General features: G+C 48.9%; 19 protein-coding genes. 10 read left to right on the plus strand and 9 right to left on the minus strand.

Translation table 11 applies throughout. The features are described 5' to 3' along the window. Window positions 1-41 precede the first annotated feature (41 nt). Window positions 42-1403, minus strand: a complete 1362-nt coding sequence (locus tag FYZ48_RS01320) for a sigma-54-dependent transcriptional regulator (RefSeq protein WP_149336718.1) — start codon at window positions 1401-1403, stop codon at window positions 42-44. Further along, complete coding sequence (locus FYZ48_RS01325; RefSeq protein WP_149336720.1) at window positions 1400-2758, minus strand: two-component system sensor histidine kinase NtrB; 1359 nt, start codon at window positions 2756-2758, stop codon at window positions 1400-1402. The genes FYZ48_RS01320 and FYZ48_RS01325 overlap by 4 nt, the downstream gene beginning before the upstream one ends. 711 nt (window positions 2759-3469) lie before the next feature. On the opposite strand from FYZ48_RS01325, the gene FYZ48_RS01330 reads away from it, so the two are divergent. Further along, window positions 3470-4741 carry an OprO/OprP family phosphate-selective porin gene (locus FYZ48_RS01330; protein WP_149336722.1) on the plus strand — a complete coding sequence of 424 codons (1272 nt, stop codon included), beginning with the start codon at window positions 3470-3472 and terminating at the stop codon, window positions 4739-4741. Between the two features lie 904 nt (window positions 4742-5645). Here FYZ48_RS01330 and FYZ48_RS01335 read toward each other — a convergent pair. Then, window positions 5646-6584 carry a carbonic anhydrase gene (locus FYZ48_RS01335; protein WP_149336724.1) on the minus strand — a complete coding sequence of 313 codons (939 nt, stop codon included), beginning with the start codon at window positions 6582-6584 and terminating at the stop codon, window positions 5646-5648. Window positions 6585-7205: 621 nt separating this feature from the next. Continuing rightward, a complete protein-coding gene (locus FYZ48_RS01340) occupies window positions 7206-7577 on the minus strand; it encodes a BlaI/MecI/CopY family transcriptional regulator (protein ID WP_242022294.1) in 372 nt (123 codons plus the stop codon). 257 nt (window positions 7578-7834) lie between these two features. Between FYZ48_RS01340 and FYZ48_RS01345 the strand changes: the two genes are divergently transcribed. The 4 genes from FYZ48_RS01345 to FYZ48_RS01360 all read left to right on the plus strand — a co-directional run bounded on the left by FYZ48_RS01345 (window position 7835) and on the right by FYZ48_RS01360 (window position 12597). Beyond that, a complete protein-coding gene (locus FYZ48_RS01345) occupies window positions 7835-8551 on the plus strand; it encodes a YceI family protein (RefSeq protein ID WP_149336726.1) in 717 nt (238 codons plus the stop codon). Window positions 8552-8603: 52 nt separating this feature from the next. Beyond that, window positions 8604-9479, plus strand: a complete 876-nt coding sequence (locus FYZ48_RS01350) for an SAM-dependent methyltransferase (RefSeq protein WP_149336728.1) — start codon at window positions 8604-8606, stop codon at window positions 9477-9479. A 27-nt stretch (window positions 9480-9506) separates the two neighbouring features. Next, window positions 9507-10274 carry an NnrU family protein gene (locus FYZ48_RS01355; RefSeq protein WP_149336730.1) on the plus strand — a complete coding sequence of 256 codons (768 nt, stop codon included), beginning with the start codon at window positions 9507-9509 and terminating at the stop codon, window positions 10272-10274. Window positions 10275-10335: 61 nt separating this feature from the next. Further along, a complete protein-coding gene (locus FYZ48_RS01360) occupies window positions 10336-12597 on the plus strand; it encodes an efflux RND transporter permease subunit (RefSeq protein WP_149336733.1) in 2262 nt (753 codons plus the stop codon). Here FYZ48_RS01360 and FYZ48_RS01365 read toward each other — a convergent pair. The 3 genes from FYZ48_RS01365 to FYZ48_RS01375 are packed head-to-tail and all read right to left on the minus strand — an operon-like array spanning window position 12569 to window position 15592. Then, window positions 12569-13693 carry a type III polyketide synthase gene (locus FYZ48_RS01365; RefSeq protein WP_149336735.1) on the minus strand — a complete coding sequence of 375 codons (1125 nt, stop codon included), beginning with the start codon at window positions 13691-13693 and terminating at the stop codon, window positions 12569-12571. The genes FYZ48_RS01360 and FYZ48_RS01365 overlap by 29 nt on opposite strands. Before the next feature lie 31 nt (window positions 13694-13724). After that, the gene (locus tag FYZ48_RS01370; protein ID WP_149336737.1) at window positions 13725-14888 is read right to left on the minus strand and encodes an NAD(P)/FAD-dependent oxidoreductase; all 1164 of its coding nucleotides are present in this window, start codon (window positions 14886-14888) and stop codon (window positions 13725-13727) included. Then, window positions 14885-15592, minus strand: coding sequence for a methyltransferase domain-containing protein (locus FYZ48_RS01375; RefSeq protein WP_149336740.1), 708 nt, complete (start codon window positions 15590-15592; stop codon window positions 14885-14887). The genes FYZ48_RS01370 and FYZ48_RS01375 overlap by 4 nt, the downstream gene beginning before the upstream one ends. 349 nt (window positions 15593-15941) lie before the next feature. Between FYZ48_RS01375 and FYZ48_RS01380 the strand changes: the two genes are divergently transcribed. From FYZ48_RS01380 to FYZ48_RS01400, 5 genes are read left to right on the plus strand one after another with little or no spacing between them, the layout of a single operon-like run. Next, a complete protein-coding gene (locus tag FYZ48_RS01380; RefSeq protein WP_149336742.1) occupies window positions 15942-16622 on the plus strand; it encodes a hypothetical protein in 681 nt (226 codons plus the stop codon). Further along, the gene (locus tag FYZ48_RS01385) at window positions 16606-17781 is read left to right on the plus strand and encodes an AAA family ATPase (protein ID WP_149336744.1); all 1176 of its coding nucleotides are present in this window, start codon (window positions 16606-16608) and stop codon (window positions 17779-17781) included. Before FYZ48_RS01380 ends, FYZ48_RS01385 begins: the two co-directional genes overlap by 17 nt. 40 nt (window positions 17782-17821) lie before the next feature. Next, entirely contained in the window at window positions 17822-18562 is a 741-nt protein-coding gene (locus FYZ48_RS01390) for a hypothetical protein (RefSeq protein WP_149336746.1), read from the plus strand. Between the two features lie 18 nt (window positions 18563-18580). Next, a complete protein-coding gene (locus tag FYZ48_RS01395; RefSeq protein ID WP_149336748.1) occupies window positions 18581-21379 on the plus strand; it encodes a hypothetical protein in 2799 nt (932 codons plus the stop codon). Beyond that, the gene (locus FYZ48_RS01400) at window positions 21376-24138 is read left to right on the plus strand and encodes a hypothetical protein (protein ID WP_149336750.1); all 2763 of its coding nucleotides are present in this window, start codon (window positions 21376-21378) and stop codon (window positions 24136-24138) included. Before FYZ48_RS01395 ends, FYZ48_RS01400 begins: the two co-directional genes overlap by 4 nt. 37 nt (window positions 24139-24175) lie before the next feature. Here the strand turns inward: FYZ48_RS01400 and FYZ48_RS01405 are convergent, their stop codons facing one another. Together FYZ48_RS01405 and FYZ48_RS01410 are read right to left on the minus strand one after the other, a co-directional pair. After that, window positions 24176-24934, minus strand: coding sequence for a TrkA C-terminal domain-containing protein (locus FYZ48_RS01405; protein ID WP_149336752.1), 759 nt, complete (start codon window positions 24932-24934; stop codon window positions 24176-24178). 50 nt (window positions 24935-24984) lie between these two features. Next, entirely contained in the window at window positions 24985-25191 is a 207-nt protein-coding gene (locus FYZ48_RS01410; protein WP_145038211.1) for a YqaE/Pmp3 family membrane protein, read from the minus strand. Window positions 25192-25247 lie beyond the last annotated feature (56 nt).

A 25247-nucleotide genomic window follows, 5' to 3' on the forward strand; every position in this document is an offset into this window, starting at 1 on the left:
CCGGGGATACAGCTTAAGCAAGGGACTTGATAAACGCACTCTTAATGTAGCCCGTAACGACTCATTTTGTAGTGCAGCGTACGCACACTGACCCCCAGCAGCTTGGCCGTCTTTTCACGGTGATAATCGCAGGCTGCGAGTGCTGTCGTGATCGCTTCTTTTTCAGCGTCCTCAGTTACCTCTGCCAGTGTCTTCACGTGCGCGGAATCAGAGGCAGGAGTTGGACTCAACTCCACTGGCAGATCTGGGGCCTCAATCAAATCTGCCGGTAGTGTAACTACCAGCCGTTCGATAACGTTTCGTAACTGGCGCACATTACCGGGCCAGCGGGCAGTCACAAAGATTCGCATGGCCTCGGGTGAAACAGTCTTCAACGGTCGATTATGCCGCTGGCAGAAATGTGTCAGAAAATGTTCGATCAACAAAGGAATATCATCGCGACGCTCACGCAGTGCGGGGATATGAATGGGAATGACGTTCAGGCGATAAAACAGATCCTCACGGAAGGTTCCATCTTCGATCAAAGGCTCGACAGCTTTGTTCGTGGCTGAAATAATGCGTGCATCACTGGTGAGAACCTCTTCTCCACCAACTCTCATATATTGTTGAGTTTCCAGCACACGGAGCAGATCGACCTGACTTTTGGCAGGCATTTCTGTCACTTCATCCAGGAACAGGGAACCGCCCTGTGCCTGTTCAAAACATCCGGGCTTCTGTCGCGTCGCTCCGCTGAAGGATCCTTTTTCATGACCGAAGAGTTCACTCTCCAGCAGTGTTTCCGGCATTGCTCCCAGATTGACTGCCACGAATGGGCCACTACTCCGATTACTCAAATCATGGACGGCCCTGGCAATCAACTCTTTTCCAGTACCACTTTCTCCCTGAATCAGAATCGTAGCATCCGTGGCAGCCACCTGGCGAATCTGCTGGAATACATCATGCATGGCCGCACAGTTACCAATGATATTGGAAACTTCTCCAGCGTTAACCAGACGATTACGCAATTCGCGGTTTTCAATCTGCAGCCGGTAATGTTCGCGGGCCTTACGGACCTGATGTCGAATCAAATCGAGATCCAGCGGTTTGGTAATAAAATCAAATGCCCCAAGCCGCATCGATTTGACTGCCGTCTCCACGGTACCATGGGCGGTGATCACGATGGTTGTTGTCTGGGGACTGCTGCGGAGGATCTGTTCAATCAATTCCAGCCCATCCATTTCACCCGGTAAGCGCACATCGGCGATGACCAGTTGATAAGTTCCTTCACGAAATTTAGCGAGCCCATCCTCAGCATCCTGGGCTGTCTCCAGAACATCCGCCTCTTTCGCCAAGCCCTTGGCAAGCCCGGAGCGAATGTTGGGCTCATCATCAATGATTAAAATTCCGAAACCGTCTGTATTCATGCTGTCCCACTTGCTGGCAATAAAACTGAGAACGAGGTACCACTCGGCCCCGTGTTGAAATCGATTGTTCCATCGTGTTGTCGTACAATCTTCTCACATAGTGCAAGTCCCATGCCGGTCCCTTCGTGCCGCGTCGTGAAGTAAGGGTCGAATATTCGCTCTCGCAGTTCGGCAGGGATTCCTTTCCCGGTATCGGTAATGCTGATTCTCAACCAGTCTCCCTCCTGATTCAGACCGATCGTCATTACCCCGCCTCCCGGCATCGCCTGTATAGCATTGAGTGCCAGATTCAAAAGTACCTGATCGATGTGAACGGAATCAGCCATGATCTCTGGAGGCTTTTCCTGCGGCAGCTTCACCTCTACTTTCACTTTCTGCTGCTCAGCCTGTGGTCTGATGAAGCGGACCAGTTTATTGATTAATGCGGTTAAATCAACACGGGATCGTCCTGGTTCAGACATCGAAGCATAATCACGAAACCCTTCGAGTACTGAAGTCAGTCGCTTGACTTCGGTTTGAATGACTTCCAGCATTTCATCGATTTCGTCAGAGCGATTCTGGGACTCCAGTGCCTCTTCAAGAAGTTGCACATGGAGAGAGAGTGCACTCAGTGGATTTTTGATTTCATGCTGCAGCCCGGTTGCGAGAGAACCCAGACCTGCATAGCGCTCCATGCGACGCAGGCGTTGTTCCATTAAAGCGCGTTCCGTCACGTCACGAACGTGGAGTACAGTGCCCAGCTCTTCCTGGCGTTCATTCCGCAACAGACTACAACCCGCCCTGAGAGTCTGTTCATGACCATCACGATTGATCGTATAATCACAGTCCCGCACGGGCGAATGATGTGCATTCACATGGCTGCAGATCACGCATAACAGCGTATGTTCGACCCCCACATCAGAGAGCGGGCGACCAATGACAGGTTCTTCCAGGCTCAATAATTCGCGTCCGCGGGGATTGATACTTGTGATGATCTCATCTCGGTCCGTCGTCAGTACTCCCTGATCCATACTTGCCAGAACATCACTGGCCATCACTTTGACTTCACGGAGAGAGCGCTCACTGTTGAGATAAGCTCGCACCAGCAGGACTAGAGCAATCGCGGTCACAATAATGTTGAGAAACAACAGAATCGATAATTGCGACTGAAATCGCAGTTCCCCCGCCAGTTCCCGGGCAACTGCCAGATCGCTGTCGGGCAGGTGACGAATGATTTTGGCAACGATTTCCTGCTCGTGATGGAAATCGACCAGAATCCACAGCGTCACCACCAGACCGGTAAGGCTCAGTAAAGCCAGCCCCCCGATTGCCAGTTGAAAACCGCGGCTGACCCGCGTTTCGTAAACATGAAACATCCGTTGAACTCCGGCCCCCGGCTAAAAATCCAGACTAAAGCGTCCGGAATGGACTGAAACAAGACTGGTCATACTCATAGGTGCACCGAGGAAGGAAGGCAGAAGCATTTGTTGCTCGATGGATTTAACGCAATCAATTTGCTCACAAGACATTATATTCAGTTTATGATATTTCTCAATTAAATTCATCCCTCGCCTTAACCCACCCTTTCATGTGCAGCTTATTGCAGACACCCTGCAGGACATTGCAGCATGTCTTTAATCAAAAACTGCAGAATCGAAATTTTGCAGGAAAAACTCAGCCGCTATCAGGGCCAAACCGATGAAAAAGGAAAAGTTTACATATCCTGCCGTCTTTAAAATCAATGGAATGCAAATCGCAATCCAAATCAGATAGTGAACCGTCCTGATTGATGCCAGGCGGTAAATTATCCACCAATTCGAATGGCCCTTATTGGAATCTCAGCCATGATCAGGAATCACAATTCAGGGACAGAATCCTCTTATCCAGCGTTAAAAATCGCGGTCAAGCAACCTTCGCACATCTTCCGTTGCCTCTCAAATTGGATCGTCGCGATAGCTGGCCTGTTTGTTTTTTTTGTCTCCCCTACTCAAGCCGAGTTGCCTGAGGTACACGAGACAAACGAAAACCTCACATCTCAGCTTCAAGATCTTCAGCGACAGATCGATGAGTTAAAGTCGCAGCAGATCATGACAGTTCAGAATATCGCCCCGCCCGCAATCGACCCCATGATGGAGGCCCCAGATGAATACGATTCTGATCTGCCTCCCTACATGTTCGGAGACTCGAATACTCCTCAGGATTTCCCGACAGTCAGACTCACTGGCTTCTTCCAGGCAGATGCTGTCTGGTTCAGCCAGGACAGTAAGAACATACAGGCTGTGGGAGATGTTCAAAACGGAGCTGATTTTCGTCGTGCCCGTCTGGCTGCGACTGGGGATGCCTGGGAAAATATAGGCTACATGCTCGAAATGGACTTTGCCTTTCCCGGTCGCCCTTCATTCATGGACGTCTGGCTGGAAGTGCGAGACGTCCTGGGGGGAAATACGGTACGCGTCGGACAATACCGTCAACCGATAGGTATGGATGCATTAACCAGTGTAAAAGAGCTGACATTCCTGGAACGCGCACTCCCCTTCGCTTTTCTCCCATTCCGACAGATTGGTGCCATGTACTTCGGAAATACAGAAGACGAACGGTCAACCTACGCCATTTCAGGATTCCGTTATCCCACGGGCCCTTATGGTGGGAATATCGGTGACAGCGGCGGTTATGGACTCGCCACTCGACTGACTCATCTACTCGTTGATAATGGGGATGGAAACGGGCTGGTTCATATCGGGGCAGACTACAGTTACGCCAACCCAGCCAACAACCTGATTCAATACCGCAACCAGCCCGAAGTCTTCGTGACAGAGGCTGGCGGATCCAATGTTCCGGTTGGAGTTCCGAGTGCCGTGCCTCCCTTTGTAGACACGGGGTTGATTTCAGCACAAGACTATCACCTGTTCGATGCTGAACTTGCATATGCAATCGGGTCATTTTATGCACAATCAGAAGTCCTGTATTCCATCGTGCAACAGAGAAATGGCGAGGTCGACACTTTTTCTGGAGCGTACGCTCATTTCGGCTATTTCCTGACCGGAGAAACCCGGGCCTATAATCGCAAGGGGGGTGTTTTTGGACGCGTCAAACCACTCGATCCCTTCAATCGCGATGGAGGCTGTGGCGCGTGGGAAATTGCAGGACGCTGGTCGTATATTGACTTGAATGACAAATCAATCCAGGGTGGTCGAATGACCGATTTAACATTTGGACTGAACTGGTATCTGAATCAGTTCACAAAATTTCAATTTAACTATATTCATTCATTCCTTCACAGCAGTCCAGCCGTTTACGGACCTGTCGTGAATAATTCGAATGCAGATATCTTTGCTCTTCGTGCACAGGTTGATTTCTGATTATTCCTGGTTGTCCAAAGTATCACAACCATAGCCTGAATAACTAAGACCTGGTTCACTCACACAGAGCATTTCTTCTCAAGCTGGTTTATTTTGAACCAGCTCTTTTACTGATTCATATCGCTTGAACAAATTCTGCCTATGATGTCTGAGGCTCATGAGCGATTCATTTCTTCGAACACAATGATTTCGCTTGCTCACAAGCTAATGCCCTGGACTAACACTGCATCCCGAGAACGATCCACTGGTAAATGTAAGCGTATTTCTAGCTGTCGTATTGAATTCACGGTACTGGGGAAGCCCCTTCCTCTCGGTCTGATTTAAAAAGAGTGGACAAGGTCTGGCTATTCTTATCTGGCCTCAGAGCAGAATTCAAAAACATCTGCAGAAATAGAAAAAGCAGCCCTGCAATTAATCTACAGAGCTGCTTTTTTGAGATAACAGGAACGTGTCCGCCGCGAAGTTCAGACTCCCGGATTAAGCACGTAGTCGCCAGCCACCCATCATGCTAGCTACCCGCCAAAGTAAGCACATGAAGGTGACCGGCAAACTACGAAATATCCAGTCGAGGAACAAGACTGAACCCCCCACTTGCGTGGGCATTGGTAATGCGCAACTGATTAACTCAGGAACCAGCACGACGGAACACGACTCCTCTTATCTTGCGAAACAAAACAGTTTTTCGACGACCATAATCTTCCAACTGTTTTACTCCGCAAGTAGAAACATAATCGAACCAGAATCAGTCACTGATTCTTCTTTTTTACTCAATGGTCTTTACAACAACTTGGTTTTAAATGAATGAGTGGATGAGGCATAAATGAACGAAATGGAGAGTCGTCCGGCTTACAGTCCACTCATTCATTGGTGAAGTTTTTCAGCCGTATTCTAACATTACATCGTTTTATGTTTTTGCAGTTCGCTCCCTCATCGAAAGGGTATCCCAGGTAGATTTTTCCTGCGGCCCGAGTGATTTTGTCGAGAATCTGGCAGCATCAAAGTTATCCATTTTTGAGAGATACTGAGCCATACTGCTGGCGACATCGTCGAGGTCAATCACACCGGGAGCATTTCCCAGTCCGAACAGCAGGGAGCCATCGCGACGTTCCAGGTCCACATGCAGAATACGACAGGATGCCAGATCGTAGATGCCATACCAGACCGGGACAACACGTTGCAGCCTGTTGACAAATTCCTGAATTTTCCAAGCCATCGCCGCAGCATTCACAAACACGACGGTTTTGATCAGCTTATTTCGGTCAAGCGTGAAGCGGGGCACACTTCCAGAAAGGAATCGCGTCTTCTTTCCCAGAGCTGATGCAGCAATTTCGATGGAAGGCATGATGGAATTAACTAGGGATCGGATTGAACTGTCTGCTGCAGTAATTTCCGGTCGCGGAGAAAGAAACTGATCTACGGCTACAGATACTGCATCGCAACCAGTGTGTCCCAGCACAACAACTCCCTCAAGCGTCGGTAGATTTTCAACTGCGTGTGCCAGACTCCCCAGACATTCCGCAGAAGCCACATTTCCTGCTAACTGGATTTCATAAACCTCATTAGGACGTTGATTAAAAATATCCAGAACGGGCACTCTAGCATCAGAACAGGCTAATACAGCAGCACGAGGAGTTTGTGGTGGAATTTCACCCAAAGCCCCAAGCTGCTCGATATAACTCTGTTTGAATTCTACAGGGCTTGTAGTGGCAGGAGTGTCGCCCCTACTCAAAGCTTCCTCCATCAGCTGTTGCTCGCAGCGCAGTGTTTCCACAAATTCCATATTTCCATGGTTCAGTGATTCTTTGACGCACTGACATGTATTTGACAATGATGTGGAATCCATTTTATTAATCTCCTGAAAACGGGTAGCTGCTTCGCCTTACACATCCCCTGTTTACAAACGCTCCCAGATGGTCAGGGCACACCATCGAGAGACTACCCGATTCAGATCTATCTATTTGTATTTGATACCGATAATTGAAAATCTAAAGTGTGTCAGTCAGCTTGATCTGACATTAACTACCTCTACTTGCAAGAGGCATACCGGCGCAGCAAAAATTCTTTCACTGAAGATGGAAAGATTCAGTGAGAGCCTGAAATATCAGCAATAAAAACATACAAATTCATTTTGCTGATCGCGATTCTTCCAGCCAAAGAGTTCGGAGGTGAGCAATTTGAGACAACGATTCCATGCAACTCTTTGCAGTTCAGACGCAATATCGTGCATATATTTTCAAGAACCGACATCATTGCCAGGTCATGCGATATCCAGGTTGTCCGTTTAACCATTTAAGAGTTAATTGGTGGAATGAATGAGATAGCAAGAGAAAAGCCGTAGATAGTACGCCCGGTCTGGCTGTCACAGAGACGGATTATTTTTCTCTCTCTGTGCAGCCCCACTCCTGTTAAGTCAGGGAGTCAGCTTTATCAACCTGTTGATGAGATATCATCAGCAGGGGGCAGGCTACTGATTTTCCAGTTTCCTGATTGCCTCTTTGAGAGCATTGATATCGTCTTCTGAAATATTCTCTTCTTCCAGAAGATTTAACATGAGGCTCGGCAGCGAGTCTTTCAGCAACACCTGCTTGATCTGGCCGAGCATCGACCGCGAGACTTCTTCTCGCGAGACCACGGGTTGATAGATATAAGCACGGCCGTCTTTGACTCTTTTCAAGACTTTCTTTTTTTGTACCAGAAGACTGAGGGTCGTCATCACGGTTGTATAGGCCAGATCCCGTGGTAATGCATCACAAACATCCTGGACGCTGGCCTCTCCGAGGTCCCAGATCACATCCATAAGTTCCAGTTCATAAGGCGTCAGCCGATAATCTTTCACAGATAAACCCAATACAGAAGAAAGTCAGTTTATTTTCTGTACAGAGTTTAACGACTCTAAACCTCAGTTAAAACCAGTCTTCCGGCTCCCCACCCAAACATAAATCAGAGAATTTCAGCGAGGGTCTTTATGAATTTTCCAAACCGACCTTTACTACTATAACAATAGTTGTTACTTTTCGCCGCAAAATTGGAGGCTTTGGTAAGACATCCGCCTCTCTGCACTACTGACATAAGTTCACAAACAAGGATTGACTGATGACAATTCTCGATAAAAAACAGAAGTGGTTTATTTCCATCTGCTTGAGCACTTGCCTGATCTGGATTATTTCCGCTCGCAGTTCTCAGGGAGAAGTCCTGACAGGGGTAATCCACCACCTGTCACGAAACTCAGTTTCGCAGTCCCCGCTTCCAACAGGTAGTATCGATACCTCTTCCAGCCGAGTTTACACATATGTGGGGAAAACCGGTTTTGGCCATGAGCATGCTGTGGAAGGTAAAATTAAATCGGGTTCCTTGAACCTCGGAGTCCGCAGCAATGCGGGTGAAATTATTTTCGATATGACAACCTGGCGGGCAGATACTGCTCAAGCAAGGCAATATATCGGCTTAAGCGGTACCACATCTGCATCGACCCAGAAAGATGTGAATGCCAATATGCTGGGAAGTGCAGTGCTTAATGTGCAGAAATATCCGACAGCCACATTCGAAGTCAATTCGGCACTTCCGCTGCAGCAGAAATCAAGTTCCGGCAAACCGCTCTACCAGCTAAGCGGTAAGTTCACATTGCACGGAGTGGCACGAAAAATGAACATTGTCGCAGAAGTGACAGAGAAAAAAGACTCCTATCACCTGCGAGGCAACTTCTCCATCTTACAGTCGCACTATGGAATCACTCCCTTCAGTAAGGCTTTTGGGGCAGTCGGCGTTACAGATCAATTAAAAATATATGGTGAAATTGACGTGGCCAGATAACATTAATTCTCAATTTTCTTTCGCGACAACACAATTAATACGGTAAGACAGAATGATTAGTTGCCCCACGGTAGAAAAGGAAGTGATTCGCAGTCACTACAACTTGTCAACATTGTTCTATCGTCTGCTCTGGGGACGCCATATTCATCACGGACTATGGGATGAAGAACTTGCGAATTCGGAGAATCTTCAAGACAGATATCGCGCACCTGCCAAGGCACAACAACAGTTGACGGAAACGATGGCTAAGCTGATACAGATTCAGGATGGTCAGGACCTGCTTGATGTCGGTTGTGGCATGGGAGGCTCATCCATGTTTCTGTCTCAGGCATTCAAGTGTAACGTCACGGGGATCACACTCAGCCCAGTTCAAAGACGTTGGGCCAGCCTGGAGGCATTTTTTCGCGGACAGTCCAGTCGCACCCGCTTCCTCTGTCAGGATGCTGAGACAGCTGAATTTCCAGCGGAATCTTTTGATGTCATCTGGAGCATCGAGTGCACAGAACACTTGTTTGATAAACCAGCCTTTTTCCAGAAAGCAGCTTCCTGGCTTAGGCCTGGAGGACGAATGATTATCTGTGCCTGGCTGGCCGGCGATCAACTTGATACCGATGATGCTAAACAAAACGTCTACGATGTCTGTGAAGGTTTCTTCTGCCCTTCACTGGGGACCGCCGCTGATTATCAAGCCTGGATGGAGCAGTCTGGTCTGGAATTTCATGATTTCCACAACTGGACCAATCGCGTCAGCCAGACCTGGGAAATCTGTCATCAACGGGTCAAAAAAACAAAAGTTCGCTGGCTGGCGAAACTCATCGATCAAAATACAGTTATGTTTCTGGATCGGTTCGAAACCATTCTCAAGGCATACGAGACTGGTGCAATGCAGTATGGATGCTTCATTGCCAGCAAACCAGAAATGAAATAATCAAATAACGACCTCGAGGAAGCAAGGATGCGACGTTTCGTTGGTATTATATTCGGGATCGCAACACAGTTGCTGTTCCTGATCACAGTCTGGTACCTGTTCTGGTTTCTGAAAGAAGACTTCAGCCACCACGCAATTGGGTCTCTGGCAATTGATGCACTGCTGGCAATCCAGTTCGCGGTCGGACACAGTCTGTTGCTTTACCCCAGCATACGCACTGCTATCACACGCAGGCTTCCTTCGCAGTTCTATGGTAGTCTGTTCTGCGTGCAAACCTGTGTGGGAATTCTGTTAACAGCATTCTGTTGGCGTAGCAGCCCCGTAGAAATCTGGAATCTGTCAGGTTGGGGAGGCTGGCTGATGACAGCCGGCTTTTATGGATCGTGGCTTTCTCTGCTCTACAGTCTCAACCTGACCGGTCTGGGCTATCAGACCGGTCTCACTCAATGGTGGTACTGGCTGAGAAAACAGCCGCTCCCCAGAAGGGATTTTCAACCACGGAGTCTCTACTGCTGCCTGCGGCATCCGGTTTACCTGAGCTTCATGGGCTTACTCTGGTTCACACCTTTGATGACACTGGATCGCGCAGTTCTGACTGGAATCTGGACGGCCTATATATTCATCGGAAGTTACCTGAAAGATGAACGTCTCAGTTTCTATATTGGAAAACCCTATCGGGACTATCAATCCAGAGTTCCCGGCTATCCCTTCATCTTTTTTGGTCCCCTGGGAAAACGGAAGACGAAAGTTGCACCTGTAAAACCACTTGAAAAAACTCCCCTCCAGACAACCTGAGCAATCGATTCTTCTTCGACTCCTCTGCTTCTCATTTTCCCATTCTTAAAGCATCAGCGTCATGTCGATTCATCGTAAACGATTCTGGTTGCTGGTGATCTACCTGCTGATACTACTGCCTTTCGTCGGCTACGGGGCTTTCCAGGCACTTCAGACCAAAGTCAATTCCCCACTGGACTGGGTCGATGGAACTTTCCCTGCCCGGGCAGTCTATGATCGTTTCCGGGAACAGTTCGGCAATGCAGATACCGTAATCGTCAGCTGGAAAGATTGTAAGCTGGACAATCCGGATCTGGACCAGTTTGTTTCCGCGCTGCGCACAGATACCGTTTTTAAGGATGATTCTGGACAATGGTATTTTGAACGCGTGATCTCCGGCAGAGAGTTTTATCTCTCTCTAAGTTCTCCTGCCATGCGTCTGAATGACCGGGAAGTCCACCATCGACTGGATGGGACTTTCATCGGAAAAGACCATGAAACAACCTGTATTGTTGTGAGTTTCACGCCCGCCGGCCTGCTCAAACGAAAAGAGCTGGTGAGCGAAATCCAATCTGCCCTGGAAACTCATTGTCAGGTTTCAGCGGAAGAATGTTATCTGGCAGGTCCCATCATAGATGGACTGGAAATTGACCTGGCCAGCAAAGATTCCATGGACAGATTCGTCCTCCCCTCAACCTTGATGGTTCTGTCAATCTGCTGGATCTGCCTGCGTTCGCTCCGCGCGGCTCTGCTCGTCTTTGGTCTGTCGCTTCTGGCCCAGGGTATTACACTGGCATTGATTCATTACAGTGGAGAAAGTATCACGGCCCTGTTGATCGTGCTACCACCGTTGATTCAGGTACTCGCGGTCGCGGGTGGAATTCATCTGGTCAACTATTACTTTGATGCAGTTAAAGACCCGCAGATTGCCAGTCCTGCTGCGTACGCTTTTCAGGTTGGCTGGCTGCCCTGTCTGCTCTCTGCAGGAACGACTGCAATTGGACTGGCTTCTCTACTTGTCAGTGGACTGACACCGATTCGACTGTTCGGCGGTTACGCCGCCTGCGGTGGGCTGATTACCACAGGACTGCTGCTAAGCCTGATTCCGGGAGTCTTCACTGTCTGGCCTCTCAAACGGCCTTTGAAATCGACAAATGAAACAGAAGACTTCGAGGAAGATCGACACGACATCTGGTACTTTCTGACAACAATTTTAAAAAGAAACCATACCGTGATTGTCTGTCTGGCTCTGCTCGCGATGCTGGGAGCCGGTCTGGGAATTTCTCGAATCTCTGCATCCGTACGCATCGAAACACTGTTTTCTGAGAACAGCAAAATACTGAATGATTATGGCTGGCTGGAAGATCATGTCGGCTCACTCGTCCCGATCGAAGTGGTTTTGACCTGCTCACCTGATGTGGACCTGACGTTTCGTGAACAGTTACTGATGGTCTGGGATATCGAACGCAGCCTGCGTAAGACCAGCATGGTAAATCATACGATTTCGACCATGTCATTTGCCCCCCGATTTCCTCGCCCAGAGAATCTTTCGGACGAATTATTTCAATACCAGCTAAATGAAGCACTGACGCGTTTCAAACCGCAGTTTATGAACGCAGGATATCTGAAAGAAATTGACGGCAAGCATCTGTTTCGAATTACCGCGTATGTCAGCGCACTCAACGATGTGGACTATAATGCGTGCCTGGAGCAGATCGGGACACATGTAGAATCAGCTCTGATGAATAAATTTGAGACGATTCCTGCAGGCGTAACAACACAACAGACGGGAATCATGCCTCTGGTCCACGAAATTCAACGGCAGTTAATGCAGGATCTGTTTAAAAGCTTTCTGTTTGCCTTTTTGATCATTGCGGTTGTCATGACAATCGTTCAAGGCGGGCTTTCAGCGGGCTTAGTTTCCATGGTCTCCAACGTGTTTCCACCGTTGATGATCTTTGGACTTCTGGGCTGGCTGTCCATCGCTGTCGATATCGGATCTGTAATGACAGCCAGTGTGGCACTCGGTATCGCCGTCGATGATACCCTGCACTATCTGACCTTCTTCCGCCGCCATTTGGATGCGGGGCATTCGTCCCGAGAATCAGTGCTCTATGCTTATCGACATTGCGGAAAGGCGATGATTCAGACATCACTGATCTGTGGCCTCGGCCTGCTTGTGTTTGCTCTGAGCAGTTTTGTACCTACATCCCGATTTGCCTGGATGATGGCGGGACTGTTAATGATGGCCCTGCTGGGTGATCTGATCGTCCTGCCAGCTCTGCTTTTAAGCCCTCTGGGACGCTGCTTTGAGCTTAAGCCTGAGACAGATCACAATCATTAATCAAAGCGGCTTCAATAGTCAGCCCAGGACCAAAGCCCAGCATGACACAGGGTAAGTGTGCCTGTTCTGCCTTTAGTTTCTTGAGAATAAACAGCACCGTTGGAGAAGACATGTTTCCATAACGTGCCAGAACTTCCCGGGAAGGACTGAGCAGAGATTCCTCAAAACCAACTGTTTCAGCAACCGCACTCAGAATGCGAGGGCCGCCGGGATGAATCGCCCAACTACCGACATCTTCAATGTTCATTCCCTGTTGCAGTAGCCATTGCTTGAGCCAGGGACGCAGATTTTGATGGATCAGATCCGGGATGCGGGGGGAGAGTGTCATCTCAAAACCATTGTCGCCGATGCGCCAGCTCATCATCTCTTCGGAGTCCGGTACGATCGTTGATCCGGATGCGATCAGCTGCCAATGATCAGCAGGCTCTCCAGAAGCCTGTTTTCCCACAACGGCCGCAGCACCATCCGCAAACAACGCATTCGCTACAATTTTATCCGGACACCAGCCGTACTGCTGATGCAGGCTGCACAATTCAACCGCACAGACCAGAACTCTTGCCTGGGGGGCATTGTCTGTAAATGCCTTGGCAATCCGCAACCCGTTTAAGGCACCATGACAGCCCATAAATCCGACGTGTGTACGGGCCACATCTGCTGGCAGGCCCAGTTCTCTGACCAGAGCAATATCAAAACCGGGAGCGCTGAATCCACTGCACGAAACCGTGATCAGCTGGGTAATCTCACCAGGGGCTACCTGACTATTCTGTAGTGCAGCTTCAACTGCCGAAACGGCCAGGGAAGCTGCATTCGATTCATATGCCTGCATCCGCTGTGATGTTGTTGGCCCCTGATCAGACTCTGATTCTGCAGGAGGATAGAAACTCTGTCGTGCCATCTCACCATTGGTGCTGCTCTCCAGCACGACACTGTGTCGTGTTTTAACACCGGCTCTTCGATACAGAACTGGCAGTAACCGTCTCTGCTGTTCTGTTGATTCCGCCGAACAGCTGAGTGCCTCCGCATGTGTGGCGGCTTCAATCTGCTCGATTGAATGCACTGGATTGACTGTTCCGATTCCAAGAATTTCAAAACTCATCTGTAATACTCGATCTCGCTACAATTGCGATTTAATGATTTAAGCTGGCAACGATGGGCCGAGCCACATTGGGAAACCAGCGAAACAACCGCAGTCCAACGTTGATTGCTGTTGGAGAGCGTAAAAGCTGAGACAGATAGCGGCACCAGTGTGAGCGTCCCTCTGTCAAAGTCTGATGCGTGTGCAACCACTGCTGTTCGAGAGATTCATCCCAGTCCTGCAATCCGTTCGACGCGATACCTACAGCAGCAACCCCTTCCGATATCGAATTTGACATCCCTTCACCGGTAAATGGCTCCAGATATCCGGCTGCATCCCCCACCAGTAACAGCCGATGGGAGGCAGGCCTCACCGTTTTCCTGGTCAATGGGATCGTCCCTTTGAGATTCATACTTCTCATCACCGGAGGAACAGGAAACCCTGATTCTTCCATGATGCTCATCACTGCGGCAGTTGGACTCTGCTGATGTTTAATAAATTCACGATCGATGGCAGAAGCCACGTTCAGTTGATTCGACTCGACACGTGCCAACCCCACATAGCCGTGCCTGTGAATTGCCATATGAATCGTGCCCGCAGGATAATCTGAGATTTGATCACCGGGCAAGATGACTCCTGCACCAATTCGAGAATCGTGAGAAATTTTACTTTCGAACTCTCCACATTGTTTCAGGCTGGGATGACCAAGACCATCTGCTGCTAATACAACTCGCGCTCGGGCCACTCCACATAATGCTCCCTGCTGAAATAAATCTATTTTGCGAGTGAAACCAGAAATTGCTTCGTTGCATACCAGTGCCTTCGTCTCAGCAAGAAAACTCACTCCTGACTGCTGAGCCATTCGAACCAGCTGAAGGTCCAATGCAGAACGGGAGACTGCCAGTCCTCCGGGCAGGGGAATCTTTAATGCCCGCCCCTGGTAACGCATTTCAAACTGATCTAAGGGAACGGCATCGAGTTCATCGAGGGCTGCTGCCAAACCTGCTTCCTGCAACGCATTCACAGCTCTCTGATTGAGACAACCGCCACAGACTTTGTAACGTGGAAACACTTTTTTTTCGACGAGAAGTGTTTTGAGTCCTGCCCTGGCTGCCTGATGAGCCGCTACAGTACCCGCAGGTCCGGCACCAATGACAAGTATATCCCACTCTTGCCGGCTCGCATCCGCGATACTGATTGACTTAAGCGCAGTCATACCCGACTCCACTCCAGCAGAAATCTTTGAGGCCAGTGTCGGGAAATTTGAACCTGGTTTAAGCCCGCCTGTCGGGCCAACTGTTCTGTCTCGTCAATTGAAAATGCCGCCGCGACGGAAATAGGACCATCCGTGTGTACAATTGGCGATCGCGTTAATAAACGGCAGCCACACCAGGCCAGCCAGTACCCCAGTCGGGTCCTGCGCAGATCATTTATCAGCAATAAATGTCTGGTTGATTCTGACATCCATTGCATCAGTTGTACCGCCTGGGGTTCATCGAGATGATGCAGAAATAGCGAACACATCACAAGATCGTATTTACGTTCTGCAGGTTCCTGGAAAATATCACTCTGGAAAAAATGAATCTTCTCCAACCCTTTCTGTTGAGCCTTTTCGGTCGCGTGTCTGACGGCATATTCACTGATGTCACATCCGGAGATTTCGATGTCCAGTCCCGTCTGCCGGGCGCGCATCGCCAGATCGATACTGACATCGCCCCCTCCGCTGGCAATATCCAGGATCTTCACAGGTCTCTGATCAATCGTCTGAGCCAGCTTTGACAGAGGCCCCCAGAAGATGGAACTACTGCGGCTGAACCAGTTCACGCGACTCAAGCCTGTAAGTGCACTACCATGCTCAGCATCACTGAGGCCCGGCTGATCCATCAATTCCGGCTCGCGTTGTCGAATCTGTAAATTCATAATCCCTCTGAATTTCTGACGCGCTTACAATCGCGGTTCCGTGTGAGTCTTCATGAATATAAAATTACTACTATTTTAATAGTATTTCAATGAGGTGGATCTTCGTTAAACCTTGTTATTCTGTCAAGATAAGTCTGATCCTGATTAGTTTAGCTGGTGTCCAGTTATTATAGAAAACCAGAGTGGAATCTGTATCAGCAAAGTTCAAATATCACAATTCAGAGCGAGTAACGTGTCTGATTCGGTTCGTAAATGATTCCTCGGACTTCTCACTATACATCCATCTCTGCATTGTCTATTTTAAGATGAATCTTACATTTTCAATCCGGTATACTGATATCGCATCCTGATGACAGGCAGATCTTCTCTTATGTCTTCCTTTCCGACATTTCTCGAATCACTGTTTGATGATGGACATGTCCTGGTTCCAGAAATCGAAACACTTCAGGAAGAGGAACTCCTGGATGCGAGATACGTCATCAGCAATTTTGAGAAGCTATATCGACTGGAATTGCCTCGAGAGATTCCCTCCCTCGATATCACCCTGGCTGAACGAGCCGCAGTTTTATTTTATCGTGCCTGTCAATTTGTCGTTCTGCGCAATGCGCCCCCTCAGCAACTCGATGAAGAATTAAACGAGATACAAAATTTCCCTGATACGCCCGAGTCTCATTATGCAGTCGATCTGGTATTCCGATTCCTGCCTGATCTGTTTCGCCTTTCAAAATCAATGATGGAAAATGACCCGCTACTGAAACATCTGCATGACTGGGCGAACCGCTGGCCTTTATCGTCTGTCGGCATTAAAGAGATTGATGTGCCGTTCCCGATTGAGGGTTTCGTAGATTGTCCGGGACTACTCCGCCTTTATTGCGACCGCATCCTGGCAAGAAACGATGTCTCTCGCCTGGATGATCCTCGCGTCAGAACACTTGTCGAGGCATCCTGGGGAATGTATCCTGAACTTGCGCCCAATATCCACAAACACATCCAACATGAAATAAAACAGCAAGATGGACCAGACAACTGAGCCGCAGACTCAAGAGTTGGCACTCAGCCTAAAGCTGAAAGATACGATTCTATCCCCCATGAAACAGACATTTGTGGGTAAAGATGAAATCATTGATCTGCTCGGCATCTGCCTGGTAGCTCGTGAGAACCTCTTTTTGCTGGGCCCCCCCGGAACTGCCAAAAGTGCGCTGGTGCAGGATTTATCTCGACGCATTGAAGGCAATATCTTTGACTACCTCCTCACTCGATTTACCGAACCCAATGAGATTTTCGGACCTTTCGATATTCGCAAACTCCGTGAAGGTGAACTGATCACGAATACTGAGGGGATGTTACCGGAGGCCACTTTTGTATTCCTGGATGAACTGCTCAATGCCAATAGCGCGATTCTGAACAGCCTGTTGATGGTACTCAATGAACGTATCTTCCGCAGGGGACGTGAAACGAGGGCACTGCCGACCCTGATGGTAGTCGGAGCCAGTAATCACCTGCCCGAGGATAGTGCACTGGGCGCGTTGTTTGACCGCTTTCTGGTCCGCGTGCGTTGTGATAATGTCGAACCCGATCAGTTGTCACAGGTATTGACGGCTGGCTGGAAAATGGATGTCAAGCGTGAACAGACACAGGGGACCATGTCCATTGATGAGATTCGCAGCTTGCAAAACAGTCTCGCGCAGGCAGACTTCAGTCAGGTGCAGTCTGATTATGTCGCGTTGATTCATCGTATGCGAAAAGCAGGAATTGATGTCTCGGACCGCCGCGCTGTGAAACTGCAGCGTCTGCTGGCTGCCAGTGCAATTCTATCCGGTAGATTGAAAGTTAACCGTACCGATTTCTGGATTCTCCGTTCCATCTGGCACACGGAAGAGCAGATTGAAATACTGGCCTCGCTGGTAAATGATGCCATTGACCAGGCAGATGAAACGGAAAAACAGTCAGGACATCCCCGTTCACGTTCCGCAGACGTCCCCGACCCCGAATTACTGGTTCGCGATATCGAGCAACTGGAACAACGCTGTGATGACGAAAGTCTCACAGAGATCGAACGAGCTCAGTTACAGGATCAGGTTACCCTTCTTGCGTCGCGTTGTCAGTGGGTAGAATCGGATCAACAGAAAACGTTTCTTACTGAAAAAATAAATAAACTGCGTGAACGACTGCATTCGCTCTCAGATTAAGTCGGCGATTAGATCAAAATAGTTCATTCCGGACAGATCAATGACAACACAGTGGGTACTGCGTCTCCCTGCAGAGCAATTGAAATCGCTGAGCTCACTCCGCCTGGAGAAACAGATTCAGGCTAGCGCCCTGGACCAGGAAATCTGGCTCCGTGGTTCAACGCTGGATGAGAACCTCACACGAACACTGCGATCAATTCCCGACAGTGAACTTTTTAATCTGGAAAAAGACGCGCAACTCATTCCCACCGGTCGCCATGTCCCCCTGGGTTATCTGCCTGAAACGGAATGGCTGCCACTTCCGGAATGGTTAACCGTACAACTGCAGGCTCCCGCCCTGGCTGGAAAGACAGACGACCGTATCTCGTTTGAGCTGGTGCGCAGTCAACAGAATTTGAAGGCGAACGTATTGCTGACAACGCTTGTCAATTTAAAAAAACTCGTTGATTGCGATTCCCAGATCCGTTTGAAACCATTGCAATACGCGGTCGACAGTCAGCAACGGACCATTATTCGAGGTACTCCCCTGCCCTCAGTTGAAGGATCTTTTTTCTGTGAACAAAAGGGGATCGCTGTCGCAGCAGGCTGGGTATGGTCTCCTCAGGTAGATGTCGATGTTCTGCAGTCACTGTTCAAGCTAAATCCGGGTGATGTTGTTTTACTTCACGCGGATCAATCACGCGAGTTCATTCGCGCGGACCAGTTCACTCCATTAACACGCTCCTCTGTCAGATTGACACTTCAGCGGTTTGATAACACTTCGTCCTCTGATCCAGTATGAGAGGGAATAATTATCTTCATGAGTGACCTCAGCAAAGATATTCGCAAATACCTGAGCCCTTCCCGGGACGCATTCTGGAAGTGGACTGATGCAGGAGAAGTGATTGCCTGGCAGGATGGAAGTACAATCCTGTTTCGACAGGAACTGGAGGAAATTCTTTCGCACCTTGCTCCGCAGGGGCTGCCTCCATTAGACCTGTTATTAATTCTGTTGGCGGGGATGCGAGATCCGATTCATGACCTGGAACGGCTTGAAGCACAGGTCAAAGATTTCGCCTCGCTTTCCCCTGTCGTTTCCAGAACGGAAGCGCTCTCATCCACACAGGGAATCCTGGAATCAGGACTGAAAAAAGTTCAGCAGTTGCCTGGTGAACTGCGTTCCCGGACACAGGGTAAAGCGCTGATTGCAGAATGCGTATTTGATTTCTCAAGTCAAAGGACGTCTCCTGAACTGGCACGAGCTATCGTCGATGAAGTTTCCTCAGGACTGGAGGAGGTCATCTTTGACCCGATATTTGAGAGTATTCAAGTCAAACTCTCCCAGCGATTGACGCTCAAGGAAGTCAGTCATTTCCTCAATGGACTGGAACAGCTTGATGCGGAAAAATTAAGGCTGCGCGAGACTACCGGGCTGGATGAATTGCCTCTCCCGGATGCACTGGACATCCCCTTTGCGGATCAGGTTCGACAACTCATCGCGGAATTGAAAGAAGATCGGGAACACAGTGGCCTGGCCAGGCTGGCTCAGAACCTCTTGGCGGCAGTATCCATTCCGCGACCAGTTGCCGAGCCGGAAGACCTGGCACATGGTGGTGTTTCTGATATCTGTAATCGTGGTCCCCTTGATCGCTTACTGCTCAGTGAACTTGCTAATGATGACTTAACTTTAACTGTGCGGATCGCAGTGAATGAAGCCCTCTATCTGCGCAGAGAAGCATCACCACATCCACCACAACGGTGCAGGACTTTGCTCATCGACTGTGGAATTCGTACCTGGGGCATTCCGCGTGTCTATCTGGCTGCAGTCGCTATGGCCCTGGCTGCTTCTACCGATCATCAGACTGAATTCAGAGCGTTCCGGGCATTTCAGAAACAACTCGAAACTGTAGATCTGGCATCTCGCGAAGGTCTTGAAGAGTTGCTGCAGGCCCTGGACAGTCATCTGCATCCGGCGTTCGCTTTACCTGATTTTCTCAAACAGCTCGATGAAGTAGAATCCGATCCGGAACCAGTGCTATTAATCACTGAGGACGTCTGGCATGACCCGGAATTTCAGACTGCACTACGAACTGTAGAACTTGATATTCTGCACATCGCTACTGTCAAACGCGATGGTCACTTCCAGTTGATCGAGAAAAGCTTACGGGGTAATAAAATCGTATGTAATCTGGAACTGGATCTGGAAAGCCTGTTTGATACGGCTTCTTCAACGATTGCCCCCCTCGTAAGACAGGAGGGTTTTGAAGGTTTACCGGCCATCTTTGCCGCTCATCCCTTTCCTTTGAATCTCGCGTACTCATTCCAGCAGAACAAACAGGTCACCTGGTGGGTTCCCGGCTATGGACAGATTGGTGTTACAGATTCCGGTCTTCTGTTGTACTGGCCCAAATCACATACGGGAGCTCAGTTGCTGGCATTCGGTATTCCCCAGTTAAAAGGCAGGAATATCTGCTGGAAAACAGGGATTCCTGATCAGGGAAGAATATCGCTGCTCACAGGCGACCTTCAGAATTCCGAACTTCAACTGCTACACATAGACCTGGAACAGAAGAGTGTCACACATATTCCCATTGAGCTGAAGCAGATGGAATTCACCGCGATCTGCGCCCATCACGGCTTCCTGTTTCTGATCAATGAAACATTCAATACCATTATCGCCATCGATCCTGCTACGGGCGAACGCGTTGGTTCCTCACATTATTCGTCTGACTTGATTCTGGCCTGTGACCGTTTTTTCCGCACATTGGATCGGAGCCAGTGGCTCGCACTCTCCTTTGATATATCTCGGGGACAGCCCGTGATGACCGATTTCAGCCTGGGAACAGTGAATCCCAACGATGTAGTCACCATTTTCGAACGTGACCCTGACATTGGACCAGTCTGTATCCTGTGGAAGGGAGGTAAAATCTATTTTCCCGCCAGAGAAGAACTGAAAACCATTCCGGTCATGGATTCTGTAAAAGTCGAATCAATCTCAAGCGAGGATATCTCCACCGATGGGCAGATTGTTGCGATCAAACTGGACAACACTTTCAGCTGGGACAGATGTGTCCTCAATCTATATAGCATGCAGGCCGAATTGAAACCTGCGCGGCCAGACATTCAGAAATGGATAGATCAGCCGGCGCACTGGAAAAATTCCGGCCGAAACATCCGCAAAAAGTTTATGGGAATCCTGGTGACGGAATCAGGTGAGCTGGTTTTGAAAACGACAAAACAGTCAACATTACGGATTTCGTATCAACCGGATTTGAAGTATATCATGCTGCAGGGTTCGCGAATCTCATCCAGTGATCAACGACGACTGAAAACCTTTAAACAGGTCAAACATAACCGGGATCTGGGATGTCATTTATCTGTCGCTACCTGGGATGATGGTTCACAGGCTTTCCTGGATTCTCGAGGCATGCTGCATCTCAAAAGTGCAGACATCAAAATTCCTGAAGTATCTATCTGTCTGGTAGAGGGTAAAACATCAGGCTGGTGCAATGATGGACGTTTCTGGGGCGATGCATATTTCTGTGGTGAAAACGAATGTAGCAGTCCCCAACCGATCTTTGATGCAGCGATCAAGAAATTCGGGGAGCACCTGACATGAACACGGCTACCCTCCAGTTACAATATCATCCAAAACCTGTTAGAGACACGACAGCCTGGTTTCTGCCGGGTAACCGTCCCGAAGTATGGCTCGATGAGATCAGCCAATGGGAAGTCGCCCAGATGTCGCTCAAGCTGTATTTGATTCCTGAATCAAATCAGAGCCGGAGGCCATGTGGTCTGCTGGCCGTTTCGGATCAGCAGATCCGGTCCCGGCAGGGAGTGCCCTATGGAAAGATGGCTTCACGTCTTTATCTACCGGTTGAAGCTTCGCTTCGACCAGCAGTTTCGCTACAGGAACTGGAAAACCTGCTGCGCCCCCCTTATACCTGGATCTGGCATCCGGCAGCGGGTCTTGTCGCTTGTGAGCAGCAGGATGAATTAACGGTTGCGGATTTTTTTAAGCCCTGTATTTCCCGGGATTCCAACTGGGATTATGCGGTTCCTGGAATAGCAATCTCATCACAGCTGCAGACGATCTCCCTGATTCAGTTTCCTAGTCTGGATACGTTATTTGAAGAGGAAGAAAAAGAGATTGGTTCGGACCAGGATTCCCTGAAGAAGCTCCCTAAAAATCCAGATGAATCAGTATTCAATAATCTTCCGAATCCGCTCAAGCTTCCGCATGCACTGTTTGCCAAGGCGATCCTTTCATTTACGAGCAAGGTACCTACCCGTAATCATGGTGTCCCTAACTGGATTAATCATCTGGAAAACTGGGCTGGAAAACAGCTGTTCTCTGCGTTCAGGCCGGATCAGTCTAAACGCAATAGAGAGATTAAACGCCTGCTCAATCTGCTGGGTAATAATCCGGATGAAGGTCTGAAATATGCACTACCCATGGGCGGCGATCCCGGTCACCGGGGTATTGCTCCGCCCGGAGACACCCTCTCCAGGCGTGACATGAATGTCGATTTCACCAGTATGGGATCGAGAGGAGCCGCTGATTTCTGGGATATTCCTTATGAAACTCAACTGGAATTAATGAACCGCTATCGGGAATTAGCAACCCGGGAAGTCCAACTTGGACGTTATAGACGTGCAGCCTACATTTATGCCCACTTGCTGGGGGATTATAGTGCTGCCGCACAAACACTCAAATCTGGTCGCCAGTGGCGCGAGGCTGCCGTTCTTTACAAGGACAAGCTTAACCAACCTCGCTCTGCTGCCGAATGCCTCGTTGAAGGTGGTCTCTGGGCTGAAGCAATCACCGAGTATGAAAAACTTAAAGAATTTGAAACAGTAGGCGATTTGCATCGAAAATTAGACCAGGAAGAGGAAGCGATTAAAGCATACCGCCGGGCAGCAAATCAACTGCATCAGCAACAGCTTCCTACACAGGCTGCTCGAATATTAGAAGATAAAATCAAAGCCACTGATGAGGCAATCGCAGAACTGGAATCGGGCTGGCCCCATTCATCGCAGGCTAGACTCTGCCTCGACCATTTATTTGAAATTTATTCCAGACATGGCTTACATCAGGAGGCTCAAGAGAAAATCAATGAACTATCGGAAACCAATCTGCCCCTCAGTGGTCGACTCCCGCTGATTGAATTTCTGGCGCAAACGCGTTCCACCTATCCTGATCGAGTTGTGACTGGACATGCTGAAGAAAAAGCCAGAATCCTGATCTCACGAAGCCTGAATCATGCCGACCTGACTCAACGTAAGGCTCTGGTTACGGAACTCGGTAAACTGGTTCCCTCAGACAAACTCCTGCAGCGAGATACCGGACGGTATCTTCAACAGAAAAATACCGCGCGTAAACCTGTTAAACGTAAAAGCCCCGGAAAAACAATCCAGCTGATTAGAACGATTGAACTTTCCAGTGACGTTGAATGGCAAACGGCAATTACCATTGGTGAAACAATCTACGCTGCAGGAGTCAATCCTCAGACCTCTCGACTGGTTCTGGAACGCTGCCTGTGGGACGGTTCTCACGTCCCCTCCCGCCTGAGTTGGTCACTGAATCCAGGTGAAACTCACGATTTCCCCATCCTCTTGATTCCTAAAACCACTTCACCGGAACATCAGATTTATGTAAGAGTCCTGACAGCCCGTGATCAGTTTCAATCCCAGATTTTATCTGAGTCGGACCACTTTCCCTGCAGATTGACTGCGGGTGATTTCAACGGATTGCCGCATATTATACTAGGGGCAACTGCGGGTTCACTCGATGGAATCTCCTGGAACCTGGCCATTCAAAGAGATCTCCTGCTGACGAGTACCTATAATAGAGAAAATCATCTGATCTCCAGTCATTCAATCCCGCTTCCCCAGGATCTTGAGCTTGAGGAAGGAGCAATTCAATTTCCGATCCCCTGTCTTGAAAGACGGAACAAGCTGTATATTGGGGTGGGCCCATACCTGGGAATTGTTGATCCTCAGGGGGCTGAATTTGATAATTTTCATCGACGAATTCGCTCGATGACCGCGTCTTATCCGAATACCCAGATTCGGATCGCGCTGGCTTTTGACCAAGGAGGAACCGTAATCTGGGACGGAATTGGATCAGATACGACATTCAATTTCGGAAAAGGACTGGATAATCCTTGTACTGCTTTTCAACGAAATGGAAACCTGATCGTTGCAGGCAGTAATGCTCTGGAGATCTATCAGACTCAGCAAAGACAATTGCAACTCATTAACGATCTAACTCTCAATAATTCAGATCCCATAGCCGTTCTCCCCGGAAACCACAATCAGGAGTTTGCACTACTACATCAATCAGGCCTGCTTACTATTTACCAGGCAGATTAATAAAACAGAGCACTACTGCTAAACATTAATTGAAGGATTATGAGACAACAGCTTCCTTTTCTTCAGATCGTTTCTGGTCATCCACGGCTTTATGGTGTTCCCAGTTCCCGGCAGCACCGCGCCGGCGCTCATCCAGGTTTTTCAAGACACTGGCCTTGCCATACAACAACACCCGATCGTTTACTTCCAGTCGCGTATCGCCGCGCGGTGCACCGATATATGACGCATCCTCTTTTTCAATCCCGAGAACAAGTACACCTTCATCATTGAGCTTTAACTCGTTTAAACTCGACTCGGCTAGCCAGTCATTCGCATTTACATTCAATTCGACGACGATGTATTCCCCGGTCAGGTGTAAGAGCCCAGCGTAGTCGCGAATTTCCAGATCAGTCCACCGCTGTAGAGCACGTTGAATGAATTCTGACATGCGACGGTCAACCCAGTCGCTGTAGGACAATAACCAAAGTGATGACAACCCGGCAGCCAGCAGGGCAATTCTGAGCCATAAGCCACCACTGGATTCAGCACCGACAAAGGAGACGATCAATGAAGAAATTGCTGTAACGATTCCCGCGTTTCCCAAAATCATTAACGTCATAATGATTTTTCGGCGAACCGGGTGTCGCATCACTTTTTCAGTTTCACTGCTCGTAAAACCGGTACTGGTAAATGCAGATCTGGCCTGGAAACGAGCCAACTGATTTGAGAGCCCGGTCAGTGATAACGCAACAGTTGCCACTCTGACAACGATGATTGATACCACCACGATTACGATCAGTGAAACAATGGCAAACATAATTCCTCATCTAATAAGCGAAATTGAAGCAGCTGATTGAGTAAGGGAAATTATTTACGGGCGATGACCCAGATTGCGTGAACGAGCCCGGGAATGTAGCCACATAATGTGAGAACGATATTCAACCAAAAATGCATTCCCAACCCGACCTGCAATAATACGCCAACCGGCGGCAGAAGAACCGCGAGTACAATTCGGAGAATATCCGCAACGACTGATTGATTAGGTGCAACCTGGTGTTCGACATGAGTAGACATTGAATTGATCCTTTCTAAATGGGGCCTGAAAATCAGGTTATCTATTTCAGGATCTA

It is taken from the genome of Gimesia chilikensis (genome assembly GCF_008329715.1).
GTDB classification, from domain to species: domain Bacteria; phylum Planctomycetota; class Planctomycetia; order Planctomycetales; family Planctomycetaceae; genus Gimesia; species Gimesia chilikensis.

Bases quoted from the DNA above. Each gene is read 5' to 3' on its own strand.
- FYZ48_RS01375 (WP_149336740.1), bottom strand. From the start codon at position 15,592: ATGAATTTACAGATTCGACAACGCGAGCCGGAATTGATGGATCAGCCG.
- FYZ48_RS01360 (WP_149336733.1), top strand. From the start codon at position 10,336: ATGTCGATTCATCGTAAACGATTCTGGTTGCTGGTGATCTACCTGCTG.
- FYZ48_RS01390 (WP_149336746.1), top strand. From the start codon at position 17,822: ATGACAACACAGTGGGTACTGCGTCTCCCTGCAGAGCAATTGAAATCG.
- FYZ48_RS01370 (WP_149336737.1), bottom strand. From the start codon at position 14,888: ATGACTGCGCTTAAGTCAATCAGTATCGCGGATGCGAGCCGGCAAGAG.
- FYZ48_RS01395 (WP_149336748.1), top strand. From the start codon at position 18,581: ATGAGTGACCTCAGCAAAGATATTCGCAAATACCTGAGCCCTTCCCGG.
- FYZ48_RS01385 (WP_149336744.1), top strand. From the start codon at position 16,606: ATGGACCAGACAACTGAGCCGCAGACTCAAGAGTTGGCACTCAGCCTA.
- FYZ48_RS01350 (WP_149336728.1), top strand. From the start codon at position 8,604: ATGATTAGTTGCCCCACGGTAGAAAAGGAAGTGATTCGCAGTCACTAC.
- FYZ48_RS01400 (WP_149336750.1), top strand. From the start codon at position 21,376: ATGAACACGGCTACCCTCCAGTTACAATATCATCCAAAACCTGTTAGA.
- FYZ48_RS01325 (WP_149336720.1), bottom strand. From the start codon at position 2,758: ATGTTTCATGTTTACGAAACGCGGGTCAGCCGCGGTTTTCAACTGGCA.
- FYZ48_RS01380 (WP_149336742.1), top strand. From the start codon at position 15,942: ATGACAGGCAGATCTTCTCTTATGTCTTCCTTTCCGACATTTCTCGAA.
- FYZ48_RS01365 (WP_149336735.1), bottom strand. From the start codon at position 13,693: ATGAGTTTTGAAATTCTTGGAATCGGAACAGTCAATCCAGTGCATTCA.
- FYZ48_RS01405 (WP_149336752.1), bottom strand. From the start codon at position 24,934: ATGTTTGCCATTGTTTCACTGATCGTAATCGTGGTGGTATCAATCATC.
- FYZ48_RS01355 (WP_149336730.1), top strand. From the start codon at position 9,507: ATGCGACGTTTCGTTGGTATTATATTCGGGATCGCAACACAGTTGCTG.
- FYZ48_RS01320 (WP_149336718.1), bottom strand. From the start codon at position 1,403: ATGAATACAGACGGTTTCGGAATTTTAATCATTGATGATGAGCCCAAC.
- FYZ48_RS01410 (WP_145038211.1), bottom strand. From the start codon at position 25,191: ATGTCTACTCATGTCGAACACCAGGTTGCACCTAATCAATCAGTCGTT.
- FYZ48_RS01335 (WP_149336724.1), bottom strand. From the start codon at position 6,584: ATGGATTCCACATCATTGTCAAATACATGTCAGTGCGTCAAAGAATCA.
- FYZ48_RS01345 (WP_149336726.1), top strand. From the start codon at position 7,835: ATGACAATTCTCGATAAAAAACAGAAGTGGTTTATTTCCATCTGCTTG.
- FYZ48_RS01330 (WP_149336722.1), top strand. From the start codon at position 3,470: ATGACAGTTCAGAATATCGCCCCGCCCGCAATCGACCCCATGATGGAG.